General features: G+C 76.5%; 14 protein-coding genes. 11 read left to right on the forward strand and 3 right to left on the reverse strand.

Annotated elements, in window-relative coordinates; translation table 11 throughout:
• The first annotated feature begins 431 nt into the window (after window positions 1–431).
• From MF406_RS00245 to MF406_RS00255, 3 genes are all read left to right on the forward strand, one after another.
• Window positions 432–635: a cold-shock protein gene (locus tag MF406_RS00245; RefSeq protein WP_242896004.1), complete on the forward strand. Its 204-nt coding sequence runs from the start codon at window positions 432–434 to the stop codon at window positions 633–635.
• Window positions 636–916: 281 nt separating this feature from the next.
• Window positions 917–1192, forward strand: coding sequence for a hypothetical protein (locus tag MF406_RS00250; RefSeq protein WP_242896005.1), 276 nt, complete (start codon window positions 917–919; stop codon window positions 1190–1192).
• A 105-nt stretch (window positions 1193–1297) separates the two neighbouring features.
• On the forward strand, window positions 1298–2044 hold the full coding sequence (locus MF406_RS00255) for a molybdopterin-binding protein (RefSeq protein WP_242896006.1): 747 nt from the start codon (window positions 1298–1300) through the stop codon (window positions 2042–2044).
• 45 nt (window positions 2045–2089) lie between these two features.
• On the opposite strand, the gene MF406_RS00260 is transcribed toward MF406_RS00255, so the two are convergent.
• Both MF406_RS00260 and MF406_RS00265 read right to left on the reverse strand, forming a co-directional pair.
• Window positions 2090–2911, reverse strand: coding sequence for a phosphoenolpyruvate hydrolase family protein (locus MF406_RS00260; RefSeq protein WP_242896007.1), 822 nt, complete (start codon window positions 2909–2911; stop codon window positions 2090–2092).
• Between the two features lie 36 nt (window positions 2912–2947).
• Complete coding sequence (locus MF406_RS00265) at window positions 2948–4174, reverse strand: Tm-1-like ATP-binding domain-containing protein (RefSeq protein ID WP_242896008.1); 1227 nt, start codon at window positions 4172–4174, stop codon at window positions 2948–2950.
• 348 nt (window positions 4175–4522) lie between these two features.
• Between MF406_RS00265 and MF406_RS00270 the strand changes: the two genes are divergently transcribed.
• From MF406_RS00270 to MF406_RS00310, 8 genes are all read left to right on the forward strand, one after another.
• Complete coding sequence (locus MF406_RS00270; protein WP_242896009.1) at window positions 4523–5110, forward strand: GNAT family N-acetyltransferase; 588 nt, start codon at window positions 4523–4525, stop codon at window positions 5108–5110.
• 840 nt (window positions 5111–5950) lie between these two features.
• Window positions 5951–6628, forward strand: a complete 678-nt coding sequence (locus MF406_RS00275) for an HAD-IIIA family hydrolase (protein ID WP_242896011.1) — start codon at window positions 5951–5953, stop codon at window positions 6626–6628.
• On the forward strand, window positions 6625–7833 hold the full coding sequence (locus MF406_RS18810; protein WP_305852975.1) for a glycosyltransferase family 9 protein: 1209 nt from the start codon (window positions 6625–6627) through the stop codon (window positions 7831–7833). The genes MF406_RS00275 and MF406_RS18810 overlap by 4 nt, the downstream gene beginning before the upstream one ends.
• Window positions 7830–8780 (forward strand): glycosyltransferase, encoded by a 951-nt coding sequence (locus MF406_RS00285; RefSeq protein WP_242896012.1) that lies wholly within the window; start codon window positions 7830–7832, stop codon window positions 8778–8780. Before MF406_RS18810 ends, MF406_RS00285 begins: the two co-directional genes overlap by 4 nt.
• Window positions 8777–10102: a glycosyltransferase gene (locus MF406_RS00290; RefSeq protein ID WP_242896013.1), complete on the forward strand. Its 1326-nt coding sequence runs from the start codon at window positions 8777–8779 to the stop codon at window positions 10100–10102. The genes MF406_RS00285 and MF406_RS00290 overlap by 4 nt, the downstream gene beginning before the upstream one ends.
• Entirely contained in the window at window positions 10099–10782 is a 684-nt protein-coding gene (locus MF406_RS00295; protein WP_242896014.1) for an SIS domain-containing protein, read from the forward strand. Before MF406_RS00290 ends, MF406_RS00295 begins: the two co-directional genes overlap by 4 nt.
• Window positions 10779–12407: a PfkB family carbohydrate kinase gene (locus tag MF406_RS18815; protein ID WP_305852976.1), complete on the forward strand. Its 1629-nt coding sequence runs from the start codon at window positions 10779–10781 to the stop codon at window positions 12405–12407. The genes MF406_RS00295 and MF406_RS18815 overlap by 4 nt, the downstream gene beginning before the upstream one ends.
• The gene (locus MF406_RS00310) at window positions 12404–13132 is read left to right on the forward strand and encodes an SDR family oxidoreductase (protein WP_242896016.1); all 729 of its coding nucleotides are present in this window, start codon (window positions 12404–12406) and stop codon (window positions 13130–13132) included. Before MF406_RS18815 ends, MF406_RS00310 begins: the two co-directional genes overlap by 4 nt.
• 261 nt (window positions 13133–13393) lie before the next feature.
• Here the strand turns inward: MF406_RS00310 and MF406_RS00315 are convergent, their stop codons facing one another.
• Window positions 13394–14845, reverse strand: a complete 1452-nt coding sequence (locus MF406_RS00315) for an MFS transporter (RefSeq protein WP_371744681.1) — start codon at window positions 14843–14845, stop codon at window positions 13394–13396.
• Between the last annotated feature and the right edge of the window lie 90 nt (window positions 14846–14935).

The following is a 14935-nucleotide window of genomic DNA, read 5'->3' on the forward strand; positions in this document are numbered from 1 at the left end:
GCTCCACCTCGGCGCCGGCGTCAGATCCGGTGCGGCGGCCTGTCACGATGCCGGGTGCGCGGCCCTGTCACGATGCCGGTGCACGGCCCTGTCACGATGCCGTGCCGGGTTCGGCCCTGATGCTGGTGGCGGCTTTGTCACGATGCCGGTGCCTGCTTGTCTGTACTCGTTGTGGCGGCTTGAAGCCCGGTTCAAGCCGCCACAACGAGTACAGACAAGCAGGCACGGAGTCAGGTCCCGGCAGCGCACGCCGCGCCTGCGGCGAGGCCCTCAACCTGGCGCGACTGCGGCGCGGGCCGCCGTGGCGGCGGAGGCACGGTCGCCGTCGGACGGTCCGCCGATGGGGACGACGTAGCCGCCCCGTTCCCCTATCGTTCTCGGCACAGTGCCTCTCGCATGTCGCGCGGGGCCGTGAGAAGAGGAAGCAAGACATGGCAACAGGCACCGTGAAGTGGTTCAACGCTGACAAGGGCTTCGGGTTCATCGCGCCCGACGACGGCAGCGCTGACGTCTTCGTGCACTACTCCGCGATCACCACCCGGGGCTACCGCACCCTGGAGGAGGGCCAGAAGGTCGACTTCGACGTCACGCAGGGCGCCAAGGGCCCGCAGGCGGAGAACGTCAGCCCCCGCTGACCGCGGCTGGGCGGGCGAACGGGCCTTGAGGGGTCCGCTCCCCCAGTTCGTCGCCGGGCCGCGCGGAGCACCGAGCACGTCTCCGTCCGCGACCGGTCCCGGCCGTTGATCACTGCCTCGGCACCACGGTGCGCCGCGGCACTCCAAGGATGACGGGCGCCCAGGGATACCCGGGGTGCCCGTCGGCCTTCGGGCCAGCGTGAGCCTGCACCCGGCCGAGTCTCACCAGGACCAGGTTCACCGTCGTCACGAGCGACCCACCTGCGCGCACAATGGTCTGCATGGTCACGCTGCAGGTCCCTGGCGTTCCCGACGACGTGCGGCAGGCGCTCGCCGAACGGGCCCGTGCGCGGGGCCAGTCACTGCAGGAGTTCGTGCTGTCCCTGCTGGAGGACGAGGCGCGGGGGTCGGCCAACCTGGCCCTGCTCAACCGCTTCGCCGATCGGAAGGACGGCTCCCGGCTCTCCGTCGACGACGCCACCGGCGCGCTGGAGAGCGCACGCGCCGGGCGGGACGCCGAGGGCGCCGGAGGCGGTGCGGTGGTTGGCGTCCCGTAATCGTCGTTGACGCATCGGCACCGACCAGCGCGTTCGCCGACGCGCAGCGGCCGGGCAAGCCGGGGGAGCGCGGCTGACCTGGCCGAGGGTGAATAGGCTTCGGCAATGCCGACGGCTCCCGCACCGCCCAACCCCACCGCCGCCATGCTCGTCATCGGCGACGAGATCCTCTCCGGGCGCACCCGCGACGCGAACGCCTACCACCTCGCCGGCGAGCTGACCCGGGTCGGGATCGACCTGCGGGAGATCCGCGTGGTGCCCGACGACCACGACGTCATCGTCGACGCCCTCGACGCCCTCCGCGGCGCGTACACCCACGTGTTCACCTCCGGCGGGATCGGGCCGACCCACGACGACATCACCGCGGACGCCGTCGCCGCCGCCTTCGGCGTGGGGATCGACGTGCGCGACGACGCCCGCGAGATCCTCGAGACGACGCTCGCCGCCCGCGGCATGACGGCCACCGCGGACCAGCTGCGGATGGCCCGCATCCCCGACGGCGCCACGCTCATCGGCAACGAGCTGTCCGGCGCGCCCGGGTTCAGCATCGGCAACGTGCACGTCATGGCCGGCGTGCCGAGCATCTTCGTCGCTATGGTGGCGGCCCTCCTGCCGACGCTCCGGGCGGGCACGCCCCGGCAGTCCCGGGAGGTGCGCTTCGAGGTCGGCGAGGGCCGGATCGCCGCCCCGCTCCGCGAGCTCGCCGCCACCATGCCCGAGCTGAGCATCGGGTCCTACCCGTTCCGGGAGGGCGACGTCCGCGGGACCAACGTCGTCGTCCGCGGCACCGACCCGGCCCTGCTCGACGCGGCCGTGACGCGGCTTGAGGCGATCCGGGCCGCGACGACATGACCGAGCACCGGGCGCCGAGCGCTCCGCCTGCGCTAGGGCCGCCGGTCAGAAGGTGATGCTCTTGAACTCCTCCGTCTGCGCGCGGATCCCGCGCTCGGTGGGCAGCCGCTCGATCGAGGAGGCGCCAAAGAACCCGACCACACCCTCGGTATGCTGGAGGATGTACTGAGCGTCTGCCGGCTCGGCGATCGGACCGCCGTGGCACAGCACAAGAATGTCGGGGTTGAACTTCTTCGCGGCGTCGTGCGCCTCCTGCACGCGCTGGGCGCTCTCCTCCAGCGTGAGCGCGGTCTGCGCACCGATGGTCCCGCTGGTGGTCAGACCCATGTGCGGCACGAGGACGTCCGCGCCCGCCTCAGCCATGGCCGTGGCCTGCTCGGCGTCGAAGACGTAGGGGGCGGTGAGCAGGCCACGCTCATGAGCTGCGGCAATCATGTCGACCTCCAGCCCGTAGCCCATGCCCGTCTCCTCGAGGTTCTGGCGGAAGACGCCATCGATGAGCCCGACGGTCGGGAAGTTCTGCACACCGGTGAAGCCCGCGCGCCTGACGTCGTCGAGGAAGGTGGTCATCACCCGGAAGGGGTCGGTGCCGTTGACGCCGGCGAGCACCGGGGTGTTCTTGACCACGGGCAGCACCTCGTTGGCCATCTCCATGACGATCGCGTTCGCGTCACCGTAGGCCAGCAGCCCCGCGAGCGAGCCACGGCCGGCCATCCGGTAGCGGCCCGAGTTGTAGATGATGATGAGGTCGATCCCACCAGCCTCCGCGGCCTTGGCGGACAGCCCGGTACCGGCTCCCCCGCCGATGATCGGCCTGCCGTCCTCCACCGACGCCCGCAGTCGGGCAAGTGCTTCCTCGCGGTCCATAGTTCTCTCTCTCCCTAGTTCCGTCGTGACGTTCGCTCAGCGGCGGACGAGCGCGTGCAAGGCGTCGGCCGCCGCCGCGCCGAAGCCCGGGTCATTGATCGCGCAGTCGAGCTCGTGAACGACGACGTCGCTCCCCGCCAGCTCCTTCTTCAGCGCCGCGAAGCAGGCTGCGTCCGCCTCGGGGTCGAAGAACGGCCCGCCGCTGACATCGATGCCCGACAATCCGCGCAATGGGAGGTACACCTCCACCGGACCCGTCGCTGCCTTGAGCTTGCGCCCGATCCGCCGTCCGAGCTCCGCCATCTCCTCCGCCGTCGTCCGCATCAGGGTGACTGTGGGGTTGTGCACGACGAAGGCCCGGCCCGCGTACTTCTCCGGCACGGTCTCCTTTGGCCCGAAGTTGCACATGTCCAGAGCACCGACGCTCACCACCTGCGGGAGCCCGGCGGCGCCGACGGCCTCGAGCCGGTCGGGGCCGGCGGAAAGGACGCCACCAAGCAAGTCGTCGACGAGCTCGGTGGTGGTCAGGTCAAGCACGCCGTCGAGGAAGCCGTCCACGGCGAGGGCCTCCATCCCCCGGCCACCGGCGCCGGTCGCATGGAAGACCAGGACCTCGTAGCCGAGCTCGGTCAGCCGCTTGCGGGCCTCATCGACGGCGGGGGTGGTCAGCCCAAACATCGTCGCGCCGATGAGGTGCGGCTCGTCGCCGGGCTCCTGCTCCGCTGCGCGCTCGGCGTAGGCCTCCGCCATTGCCGCAATGGCGGCAACGGCGTTGCCCAGGATCGAGCGGGAGATGCGGTTGATCCCCGCAACGTCCACAACCGAGGGCATGATCGTCACGTCCTTGGCGCCGACGTACGGGCTGACATCCCCCGCCGCCATCGTCGTCACAAGCAGCTTGGGCACGCCGACTGGCAGCGCTTGCATCGCCCGCCCGGCGACGGACGAGCCACCCGAGCCGCCGACGGCGAGCAATCCGTGCAGCTGCCCCTCACCGTGGAGACGCTCGACGACGACAGCGGCGCCCCGGCTCATCGTGGTCATCGCCGCACCGCGGTCGTTCGCGTCACGGAGCCCGGCGATGTCGGCTCCGGCGGCCTGGGCCACGTCACCGGCGGCGATGTCGGCGATGCCCACGCCGTCGGAGAACGTCCCCACGTCGATGAGCACCGTCTCGATGCCGCGCTCGGCGAGCGCGTCCCGGAGCCAGATGTACTCCTCGCGCTTGGTGTCCAAGGTGCCGACCAGACCGACCGTTGCCATGTGCTGACCTCCTCAGCGTCGGGAATCGCCTCCCCTCCCATCATGGAGGCTGCCGGAGCGCACCTCGGGGCGTTTCGTCCCGGCTGCCCGGCTGGCGGTCTCCTGCAGGGGTTTCGGCGACGGTGAGCCTTGGGTGGTGACGGTCCTGGCCTGCCTCCGCCACAGGGTGGGCGTGCGCCGGGCCGCGGACGGTGCTCTCCCGGGTCGTGTCGACCCCCAGCTGCTCGAACGGCGCGATGCTGGCGAACAGGGCACGGCCCATCGATGATCGTGGTGTCGATATCGGTAGCCAGCACGCACGCCACCGGGTGCGCAGCCCGGCCGCTCGGCCGGTGCCATGCTGGGTCGGTGACCGCTCCCGGCCCCGCCCCGCTCGTCGGCGCCGCCCTGCCGGTGCGCACCGAACGGCTCGTGCTGCGGGCGGCGACCGCCGCGGACACCGAGGCGGCCTGGCGCTACCACCGGCTCGAGGCCGTCAACCGGTGGCTCACCCGGGCCCCGCAGACCCTAGAGAGCTTCCGCGCGGCCTTCGCCGAGCCCGCCGCCCTGGCCAAGACGCTCATGCTCGAGCGGGACGGCGAGGTGATCGGTGACCTCATGGTCGCGGTCGAGGACGCCTGGGCCCAGGCGGAGGTCGCCGACCGGGCCTGCGGGGTGCAGGCCGAGCTCGGCTGGGCGCTGCACCCCGGCCACGCCGGGCACGGCTATGCCACCGAGGCGGTCCGCGCGCTGCTCCGGCTCTGCTTCGAGGACCTCGGGCTGCGCCGGGTGACCGCCAACTGCTTCGCAGACAACGAGCCGTCGTGGCGGCTGATGGAGCGCGTCGGCATGCGCCGCGAGGTCCATACCGTGCGGGAGTCCCTGCACCGGTCGGGCGCGTGGCTCGACGGCCTGGGGTACGCGCTGCTGGCCGACGAGTGGCGCAGCCAGCAGTAGCGCCGGCGCGGGCGGGACCGTCCTCGACGGTGGCGACGGCGGCGAGGCGCCTGGCGCCGGCCGGCCACCGTGCGTCGGTTCGCGAGCAGAACAACTGAGGCACGCGGCCCGTCTCGTGAGCACCTCGGGTGAGACCCGGCGTCGACCTGCGCACCCGCGACCGGTAGCGGTACGCTGCTGGGCGCAAGGCCGGAAGGCCACCGCGGACGTGCGGAGTGCACACGCCCGTCAGCGGCACGGCCGACCGGCACGGCGCGAGCGCAGTCAGAGGTGATGCGTAGCAGTGAGGTACCCCACCACCGCTACCCGGCCGTCCGGCGCCCCGCGACACGCTGGCCGATGATGCTCCCGACCGGGATGCACCGGCACCGCCGATAAGACACAGGGCGGGCGACCAGACCCACCGAGTAGCGCACCGTAGACGGCCCGGGCCATCACGGCCCGGGCCGTCTGCTGCCCCCGCCGGATCTCCCGCGCAACCTCGCCGCTCCGGCCCGCCCGGCGGGGCTGCGGCCGGCTCGCCCGCGGCCTGCCGGCCGACCAGGGCGCGTCGGTATGCAGCGCGTCGACCCGACGACGTCGGCCCCGCCCCCGGCGTGGCCGCGGGCGGGTCGCCTCGACGACGGCCGCGCCGCCGCCCGCGCCGTCCGCGGGACGAGAAGAAGTGCGAGAAGTGGAGAAGTACTCCACAGTGGCCGGGAGAAGCAGATCACCTACAGGTGATTCCCGAGCTCTGGAGGTCAGTGTGCACGTGCCCGGCATCGCCGCCCAGTCCCACGACCCCCACCACTCCGTGACCGGTTCTGGCCAGGAGGCGAAGGTCCGCACCGGCGCCGCCCGATGACGCCCGCCGCGGACGCCGTCGCCCCCGCACGCCACCGCCTCGGCTCCACGGCCCCGGTGCGGGCCGTGCTGCTGGACCGCGACGGCACGATCGTGGTAGATGTGCCCTACAACGGCGACCCGGAGCGGGTCCGCCCGGTGCCCGGCGCCCGCGCCGCGCTGGACCGCCTGCGCGACGCCGGGCTGGCGCTGGGCGTGGTGTCCAACCAGTCCGGCATCGGCCGCGGCCGGCTCACCCGCGGCCAGGTGACGGCCGTCAACGCCCGCGCCGAGGAGCTGCTCGGCCCTTTTGGCACCTGGCAGGTGTGCCCGCACGCCCCCGAGGACGGATGCCCGTGCCGCAAGCCGGCGCCCGGCCTGGTCCTCGCCGCCGCGGCGGCGCTGGGGGTGGCACCCGCGGAGTGCGTGGTGGTCGGGGACATCGGCGCCGACGTGGGCGCCGCCGTCGCCGCCGGGGCCCGCGCGGTCCTCGTGCCCACCCCGGTCACCCGGCCGGAGGAGGTCGCGACGGCGGCCCGCATGCCGGGCGTCGTCGTGGTCACGGACCTGGCGGCCGCGGCCGAGCACGTGCTCGACCTGGTGGGTGACCCGGCTGCGGTCGACGCCGGCCACGGCACGCCCGGCGACCCGGACCACCCGACCGCGCTCGCCGCCCGGCCGGAGGCCGCCCGGTGACCCGGGTGCTGGCCGTCCGCCTCGACAGCGACGGCGACGTCCTGCTCGCCGGGCCGGCGGTGCGCGCGCTGGCGGCCACCGCCGCGGAGGTGGACCTGCTCGTCTCCCCCGCCGGGCGTGCCGCCGCCGAGCTGCTGCCCGCCGTCCGCGCGGTGCACGTCTTCGACGCCCCGTGGAGCGGGTACGCCCCGCCCCCGGTGGACCCGGCCGGGACCGCCGACCTCGTCGCGGCGCTCGCCGACCGCCGGTACGACCGGTGCCTCATCTTCACCTCCTTCCACCAGAGCCCGCTGCCGATGGCCCTGCTCGCCCGGCTCGCCGGCATCGGGTACGTCGCGGCCACCAGCGAGGACTACCCCGGCTCGCTGCTGGACCTGCGCCACCGCCGCCTGCCGGGCCTGCACGAGGCCGAGGCGGCGCTGGACCTCGCCTGCGCCGCCGGCGGGGCGGTGCCGGCCGGCGACGACGGCCGGCTGGCCGTGCGCGGCCCGCTGCCCGACGTCGCCGCGCTGGTGCCCGCCGGCCGGTACGTCGTGCTGCACCCGGGCGCCTCGGTCCCGGCCCGGGCCGTGCCGGCCGCGCACGCCGCCGCGCTGGCCGCCGCCCTGCGCGCGGCGGGCTGGTCGGTCGTCGTCACCGGCGCCCCGGCGGAGGCGGCGACCACGGCGGCCGTGACCGCGCTGGCGGCCGACGGCGCCCCCGCGGCCGACCAAGCCGGCACCTCCGCGGCCGATCACGACGGCACCCGCCCCGCGGGCCAGGATCGCACCCCGGCGGGGCACCCGGCCGGCGTCGGCGGGGAGGACGACGGCGCGAGCGCCCCAACCACCCCCGAGCCCAGCCCCGCACCCTCCCCCGGCACCCCCGCCACCACCCTGGCCGACCTCGGCGGGCGCACCACGCTGCCCGAGCTCGCCGCCGTCCTCGCCGGCGCGGACGCCGTCGTCGTCGGCAACACCGGCCCCGCCCACCTGGCCGCCGCCGTCGGCACCCCGGTGGTCTCCCTGTTCTCCCCGGTGGTCCCGGCCGAGCGGTGGGCGCCGTGGGGCGTGCCGACCGTCCTCCTCGGCGACCAGGACGCCGCCTGCCGCGGCAGCCGGGCCCGGGAGTGCCCGGTGCCGGGGCACCCGTGCCTGACCTCGGTGACCCCGGCGGAGGTGGTCGCGGCCGTCCGGTCGCTCGTCGGGGCGGGGGTGGCGGCATGAGGATCCTCGTCTGGCACGTGCACGGCTCCTGGCTCACCGCCTTCCTGGGCGGGCCGGACACCTATTTGCTGCCGGTCGTGCCCGACCGCGGCCGGGACGGCGTCGGCCGCGCCGACGGCTGGGACTGGCCGGCCAGCGCCGTCGAGGTCACCCCTGACCGGCTGCGCGAGGAGGAGATCGACGTCGTCCTGCTCCAGCGCCCCCACGAGCTGGAGCTGCTGGAGCGGTGGACCGGGCTGCGGGCCGGGGTGGACGTGCCGGCCGTGTACGTCGAGCACAACACCCCGGCCGGGCCGGCGGTGGCCACCCGGCACCCGCTCGCCGACCGCTCGGACATCCCGGTCGTGCACGTCACCGCGTTCAACGCCCTGGTGTGGGACAACGGCGCCGCCCCGGTGACCGTCATCGACCACGGCATCCCCGACCCCGGGCCCCGGTACACCGGCGAGCTCGCCCGGGTGGGCGCCGTCGTGAACGAGCCGGTCCGCCGCTGGCGGGTGGCCGGCACCGACGTGCTGCTGGACGTGGCGCGGCGGCTGCCCACCACCGTGTTCGGGATGAAGACGGCGGGCCTCGCCGAGCACCTCCCGGGCCTGCCCACCCAGGACCTGCCGCAGGACGCCATGCACACCGAGCTCGCGCGGCACCGGGCCTACCTGCACCCCTACCGGTGGACCTCGCTCGGCCTGTCGCTGCTGGAGGCGATGACGCTGGGCATGCCGGTGCTGGCCCTGGCCACCACCGCGGCCCCCGAGGCGGTCCCGGCCGAGGCCGGCGTGGTCTCCAGCCGCCCGGCAGACCTGGCCGCGGCCGCCGCCCGGTGGCTGGCCGACCCGGACGAGGCGCGCGAGCGGGGCCGGGCCGCCCGGGCCCACGCCCTGCAGACCTACGGCCTGGACCGGTTCCTCGCCGACTGGCAGCGCACGCTGAAGGAGGTAGTTCGATGAGGATCGCGATGGTCTCTGAGCACGCCAGCCCGCTGGCGGCGCTCGGCGGGGTCGACGCCGGCGGGCAGAACGTGCACGTGGCCGCGCTCGCCACCGAGCTGGCTCGCGGCGGGCACGAGGTCACCGTCTACACCCGCCGGGACGACCCCACCCTGCCCGAGCGGGTGGTGATGGCCCCCGGCGTCACCGTGGCGCACGTCCCGGTCGGCCCCGCCGCGCCGCTGCCCAAGGACGAGCTCGCCCCGTTCATGCCGGCGTTCGGGGCCTGGCTGGCCCGGTCCTGGGCCGCCCGCGGCGTGCCCGACGTCGTCCACTCCCACTTCTGGATGTCCGGCCTGGCCGCGCTGGCCGCCGCCGCCGAGGTCCGGGTGCCGGTGGTGCACACCTTCCACGCGCTCGGCTCGGTCAAGCGGCGCCACCAGGGCGCGGCGGACACCTCCCCGCCCGGCCGGGTGCGGGCCGAGCAGCGGATCGGCCGCGACGCCGACGTGGTCATCGCCACATGCACCGACGAGGTCGCCGAGCTCTGCCGGCTGGGCGTGCCCCGGGGGAAGCTCCGGGTGGTGCCGTGCGGGGTGGACGTGACCCACTTCAGCCCGGACCCCGCGCCCGGTGCCGGCACGACGGCGGCCGCGGGCGTCGTCGGTGACAGCCCGACGGCGGCCGGGGGCGCGGCCGTCGCCGGCGGTCCGACGGCGGCCCCGGGCGCGGCGGGCACCGCCCCGGTCCCGGCCCGGCGGCTGCCGCACCGGCTGCTCACCGTGGGCCGGCTGGTCGAGCGCAAGGGCGTGGCGACCGTCGTCGCCGCGCTGCCCGACCTGCCCACCGCCGAGCTCCTCGTCGCCGGCGGCCCGCCCGCCGCGGGGCTGGCCGCCGACCCCGAGGCCACCCGGCTGCGCCGCCTCGCGGCCGACCTCGGCGTCGCCGACCGGGTGCACCTCCTCGGCGCCGTCGCCCACGAGGACATGCCGGCCCTGATCCGCTCCGCCGACGTGGTGGTGGCGACGCCGTGGTACGAGCCGTTCGGGATCGTCCCGCTCGAGGCCGCCGCCTGCGGCCGGCCGGTGGTCGGCAGCGCGGTGGGCGGGCTGCTGGACTCGGTGGCCGACGGCTTCACCGGGCTGCTCGTCCCGCCGCGGGACCCGGCCGCGCTCGCCGCCGCCCTCGGCCCGCTGCTCGCCGACCCGTATCGGCGCCGCGGCATGGGGCTCGCGGCCCGGAGCCGGGCGGTGGACCGCTTCGCCTGGGAGCGGGTGGCCGCGACCACCCTGGCCGTCTACCAGTCGGTGCGCCACCCCGTGCTGAAGCAGGTGACGGCATGAATTCCGACGGCATCGGCGCAGACCTGGACGGCATCAGCGCGGACCGCGACGGGATCGGCACGGACCGGGCGCCGGCCGAGGCCAACGCACATGCCTGGCTGGCCGAGCACGAGCAGGAGCTGGTCGGCGCGCTGGCCGCCCTGCGCGCCGACGCGCCCACCGTCGGGCGGTGGGGCCGGGCGCTGGCCGGGCACCTCGCCGCCGGCGGCCGGCTGCTCGCCGCCGGCAACGGCGGCAGCGCCGCCGAGGCGCAGCACCTCACCGCCGAGCTCGTCGGCCGGTTCCGGGACGAGCGGCGCCCCTTCTCCGCGGTCTGCCTGGGCGCCGAAGCCGCGACGGTGACCGCGCTGGTCAACGACTACGGCGCGGAGGAGATGTTCGCCCGGCAGGTGGAGGGGCACGGCCGGGCCGGGGACGTCCTGGTGCTGCTGTCCACCTCGGGCACCAGCCCCAACGTGCTGCGCGCGGCCGAGCGGGGCCGCCAGCTGGGGTTGCAGGTGTGGGGCCTGACCGGGCCGGCGCCGAACCCGCTGCAGGCCCGCTGCCACGACGCCATCTGCGCCGACGCGCCCACCACCGCGGCCATCCAGACGATCCACCTGGTCGCCATCCACGCCCTGTGCGCGGCGCTGGACGCCGAGCTCGCCGCCGCCCGGCCCGCCCTGGGGCGGCCGGCATGAGGCCGGGCACGCCCCGGCCGCCGTCGGCCCGCACCGACGCCGCCCCGCCGTCGCCCGGCACCAGCGCCGGCCTGCCGTCGGCCGGCACCAACGGGCGCCGCGCCCCGCACGTCGTCGTGGTCGGAGACGTGGTCCTGGACCGCGACGTCGACGGCCGGGTGGAGCGGCTCAGCCCGGACGCCCCGGTGCCCGTCGTCGACGTCACCGGCACCCGCGACTCCCCCGGCGGCGCCGGCCTCGCCGCCCTGCTGTGCGCGGCCGCCGGGGCCCGGGTCACCCTCCTCGCCCCGGTCGCGGCGGACGACGCCGGCGCGCGGCTGACCGCCCAGCTCGAGCGCCACCTGACCGTGCTCCCCCTCCCGCACGAGGGCCCGACCCGCCGCAAGACCCGGGTGCGCAGCGCCGGCCAGTCTCTCGTCCGGGTCGACGACGGCGGGCCGGGCATCCCGGGCCCGGTCCCCCGGGCGGCCGTGGCCGCGGCGCTGGCCGAGGCCGACGCCGTCCTCGTCTCCTGCTACGGCGCGGGCGTGACCCGCGACCCGGTGCTGCGCGAGCTGCTCGCCGGCGCCGCCCGCCGCACCCGGCTGGTGTGGGACCCGCACCCGCGCGGCGGGGAGCCGGTGCCCGGCGCCACCCTCGTCGTGCCGAACCTCGCCGAGGCCCGCGGGCACGCGCCCGACCGCGGCGCCCCGCCGGACGTCCTGGCCACCGACCTGGCCGAGCGCTGGGCGGCCGAGGCGGTCTGCGTCACCGCCGGGGCCACCGGCGCGTTCCTCGGCCGGGCCGGCCAGGCCGCGGCGTTCGTGCCGGCCACCGCCGCCGACGGCGACCCGTGCGGCGCCGGGGACCAGCTCGCCGCCGTGGCCGCCACCGCCCTCGCCGGCGGGGCCCTGGTCAGCGAGGCCGTCGAGCGGGCCGTCGCCGCCGCCACCGCCTGGGTGGCCGGCGGCGGCGCGGAGGGCTTCCGAGCCCGCCGCGGCGACGGCGCCGGGCCGGGCACCCACGGCACGGCACCGGCCGGGTCGAGCACCGACGGCGCGGCCCCGATCACCGCAGCCGCCGCCGACGGTCCCCCGCCCGGGCCGGGAGCCGACGACCTGCCGCCGGCCCCCGCCCCGCCGTCGTCCGGGCCGATCCCGGCAGAACCGGCGGAGCTGGCCCGGCTGGCCGCCCGGCTGCGCGCCGACGGCGGCACCCTGGTCGCCACCGGCGGCTGCTTCGACATCGTCCACGCCGGGCACGTCGCCACCCTGCAGGCGGCCCGCCGCCTCGGCGGCCACCTGGTCGTGCTGATGAACTCCGACGCCTCCATCACCCGGCTCAAGGGCCCGGGCCGGCCGGTCGTGCGCGCCGCCGACCGGGCCAGGGTGCTCCAGGCCTTCGACTGCGTCGACGCCGTCGTCGTCTTCGACGAGGACGACCCGGCAACCGCGCTGGCCCACCTGCGCCCGGACGTCTGGGCCAAGGGCGGGGACTACGGCGGCGCGCCGCTGCCCGAGGCCGACGTCGTCCGCGACGGCGGCGGCCGGGTGGTCCTCCTGCCCTACCTGGGCGGGCGGTCCACCACCTCGATCATCGAACGCTCGGGCCTGGCCCGGGCCCGCACCGGAAGGACCACCGCATGACCGCTGCCACCCAGCCAGCCACCAGCCAGCCCGGCACCCCCCGGGAGATCGGCACCGTCTACGTCACCGGGGGCGCCTCCGGCCTGGGGGCCGCCGTCGTCGCGGCGGTGGCCGCGGCCGGCGGGACCCCGGCGATCCTGGACCGGGCCCGGCCGGCCGACGGCGTCGCCTTCGCCGCCGCCGACCTGGCGGACGCGACGGCGGCCGAGCGGGCGGTGGCGGACCTGGTCGACCAGGTCGGGCCGCCGTCGGCGGTGGTGACCGCCGCCGGGACCGACGCGTGCGGGCCGCTGCTGGAGATCGAGCCGGCCGCCTGGGAGCGGGTGGTCCGGGTCAACCTCTTCGGCACGGTCGCGGTGGTGCGGGCCTGCCTGCCGCACCTGGAGGCCGTGCGCGGGACGGTGGTGACCGTCTCCTCCACCCTGGGCCTGCGCGGCGCGGACGCCGCCACCGCCTACTCGGCGTCGAAGTTCGCGGTGCGGGGCTTCTCCCAGGCGCTCGCCGCGGAGTACGCCGGCCGGGTCGGGGTGACCTGCCTGGTGCCCGGCGGGATGCGGACGGCGTTCTTCGACGGGCGGGACGAGCGGTTCCGGCCGGCGCCGGACCAGGACCTCAACGACCCCGCCAACACCGCGGGCGCCGTCCTCACCGCGCTGCGGCAGCCGGTCGGCTGCGAGATCCGGGAGATGCTGGTGATGGCGTCGGGCGAGACGTCCTGGCCCTGACGGCGCCGGGCCGGGCGGACCGCTGCCGGGCGGCCGCCGCCTGGCCCTGATCCGGCTGGATCGGCGGCCGCCCACCGGCCGGCCACCGCCCGGCGGAGAACGGGTTGCCGCCGCCGGGTGGCCACGGCCCGGCGAAGAACGGGCCGCCGCCGGACCCCGGACCACGATCGCCTCCGGAGGCGAAAACGTGCGAGATCGGCACGCGATCGCCTCCGGAGGCGATCCTGGTCATCCGGTAGGCCCCGGTCAGCTGGGCCCCGGTCAGCTGGCGGTGGCCCGCCGCAGCGTCACGAACGACACCACCGCCGCGGCGACCGCCACCACCGCGCCGACGGCCGCGACGTGCTGCGTCCCGACGTCGAACGCCTGCCGGGCCGAGGCCAGCAGCGCCTCGGCCGTCCCCGGCCCGAGCGACCCGGCGGCCTCCACCGCGCCGCCGAGCGTCTGGCCGGCTGCGCCGCGCTGCTCGGGGCTCAGCGCGGCGGGCAGCACCACGTTCGCCCGGTAGGCGGCGTTCAGCACGCTGCCGAGCAGCGCCACGCCGAGGGTGGTGCCGAGCTCGTACGCCGTCTCCGAGATGGCCGAGGCGGCCCCGGCCTTCTGCGGCGGGACGGCGGTGGTGATCTGGTCGTTGGTCAGCGTCTCCGCCAGCCCCGCGCCGGCGCCCAGCACGGCAAAGGCCACGGCCACGGTGGCGGCGGTCGGCACCTCGCCGACCAGCGTGGCGACGGCGTAACCGCCGGCGGCGAGCAGGAAGCTGCCGCCGATGAGCGTGGCGGGCCGCACGTACCGCACCAGCCGCACGGCCAGCAGGCCCGCGGCGGCCGACGCCGCCAGCCCGGGCACGAGCACCAGGCCGGCGTCCATCGGGCTGAGCCCGGCGACGAGCTGGAGGAACTGGGACATCACCACGAGGAACCCGGAGAAGCCGAGCACCGAGAGCAGGTTGGCCGCCACCGCGCCGGAGAAGGTGGGCCGGCGGAACAGGCCGACGTCGAGCATCGGCACGGCCAGCCGCCGCTGCCGGCGGACGAAGGCCCACCCGGCGACCAGGCCGACCCCGGCGCCGGCCAGCGTGGCCGGGGTGGGGCCGTGCTCGCCGACGGCGATCACGGCGTGCACCAGCGGGAGCATGGTGGCCAGCGACAGCACGATGCTCACCGGGTCCAGCGGCCCGGGCTGGGGGTCGCGGGACTCCGGGACGAGCCAGCGGGCCAGCGGCAGCAGGAGCAGCAGCACCGGCACATTGAGCAGGAACACCGACCCCCACCAGAAGTGGGTGAGCAGCACGCCGCCGACGATCGGGCCGAGGGCGGCGCCGCCGGCGAACCCGGCGGACCAGATCGCGATCGCCAGCCGGCGCTGCCCGCGGTCGAGGAAGACGTTGCGCAGCAGCGACAGCGTCGAGGGCATCAGGGTCGCGCCGAAGACACCGAGCAGGGCGCGCGCGGCGACCAGCATGGCGGGGCTGGTGGACCAGGCGGCGACGGCGGACACCAGCGCGAAGCCGGTGGCGCCGATGAGCAGCAGCCGGCGGCGCCCGACCCGGTCCCCCAGCGCGCCCATCGGGACGAGCAGGCCGGCGAGCGTGAGCGGGTAGGCGTCGACGATCCACAGCAGCTGGCTGGCGCTCGGGCCCAGGGCGGAGGCGATGGCCGGCAGCGCGAAGCTGAGCACGGTGTTGTCCACGGAGATGAGCAGCACCGGCAGCATCAGCACGGCGAGCACCGCCCACGGGCGGGTGGGCCGGGCGGCGGTGCCGGGGCGCGTGCGGCCGACGGCGCCGGGGCGGGTGGGCCGGCC

It is taken from the genome of Georgenia sp. TF02-10 (genome assembly GCF_022759505.1).
Taxonomy (GTDB): Bacteria; Actinomycetota; Actinomycetes; order Actinomycetales; family Actinomycetaceae; genus TF02-10.

Coding starts and splice junctions, on each gene's coding strand:
- MF406_RS00290 (WP_242896013.1), top strand. CDS start 8,777: ATGAGGATCGCGATGGTCTCTGAGCACGCCAGCCCGCTGGCGGCGCTC.
- MF406_RS00260 (WP_242896007.1), bottom strand. CDS start 2,911: ATGGACCGCGAGGAAGCACTTGCCCGACTGCGGGCGTCGGTGGAGGAC.
- MF406_RS00255 (WP_242896006.1), top strand. CDS start 1,298: ATGCCGACGGCTCCCGCACCGCCCAACCCCACCGCCGCCATGCTCGTC.
- MF406_RS00285 (WP_242896012.1), top strand. CDS start 7,830: ATGAGGATCCTCGTCTGGCACGTGCACGGCTCCTGGCTCACCGCCTTC.
- MF406_RS00250 (WP_242896005.1), top strand. CDS start 917: ATGGTCACGCTGCAGGTCCCTGGCGTTCCCGACGACGTGCGGCAGGCG.
- MF406_RS00315 (WP_371744681.1), bottom strand. CDS start 14,845: ATGCTGCCGGTGCTGCTCATCTCCGTGGACAACACCGTGCTCAGCTTC.
- MF406_RS00265 (WP_242896008.1), bottom strand. CDS start 4,174: ATGGCAACGGTCGGTCTGGTCGGCACCTTGGACACCAAGCGCGAGGAG.
- MF406_RS18815 (WP_305852976.1), top strand. CDS start 10,779: ATGAGGCCGGGCACGCCCCGGCCGCCGTCGGCCCGCACCGACGCCGCC.
- MF406_RS00295 (WP_242896014.1), top strand. CDS start 10,099: ATGAATTCCGACGGCATCGGCGCAGACCTGGACGGCATCAGCGCGGAC.
- MF406_RS00245 (WP_242896004.1), top strand. CDS start 432: ATGGCAACAGGCACCGTGAAGTGGTTCAACGCTGACAAGGGCTTCGGG.
- MF406_RS00275 (WP_242896011.1), top strand. CDS start 5,951: ATGACGCCCGCCGCGGACGCCGTCGCCCCCGCACGCCACCGCCTCGGC.
- MF406_RS00310 (WP_242896016.1), top strand. CDS start 12,404: ATGACCGCTGCCACCCAGCCAGCCACCAGCCAGCCCGGCACCCCCCGG.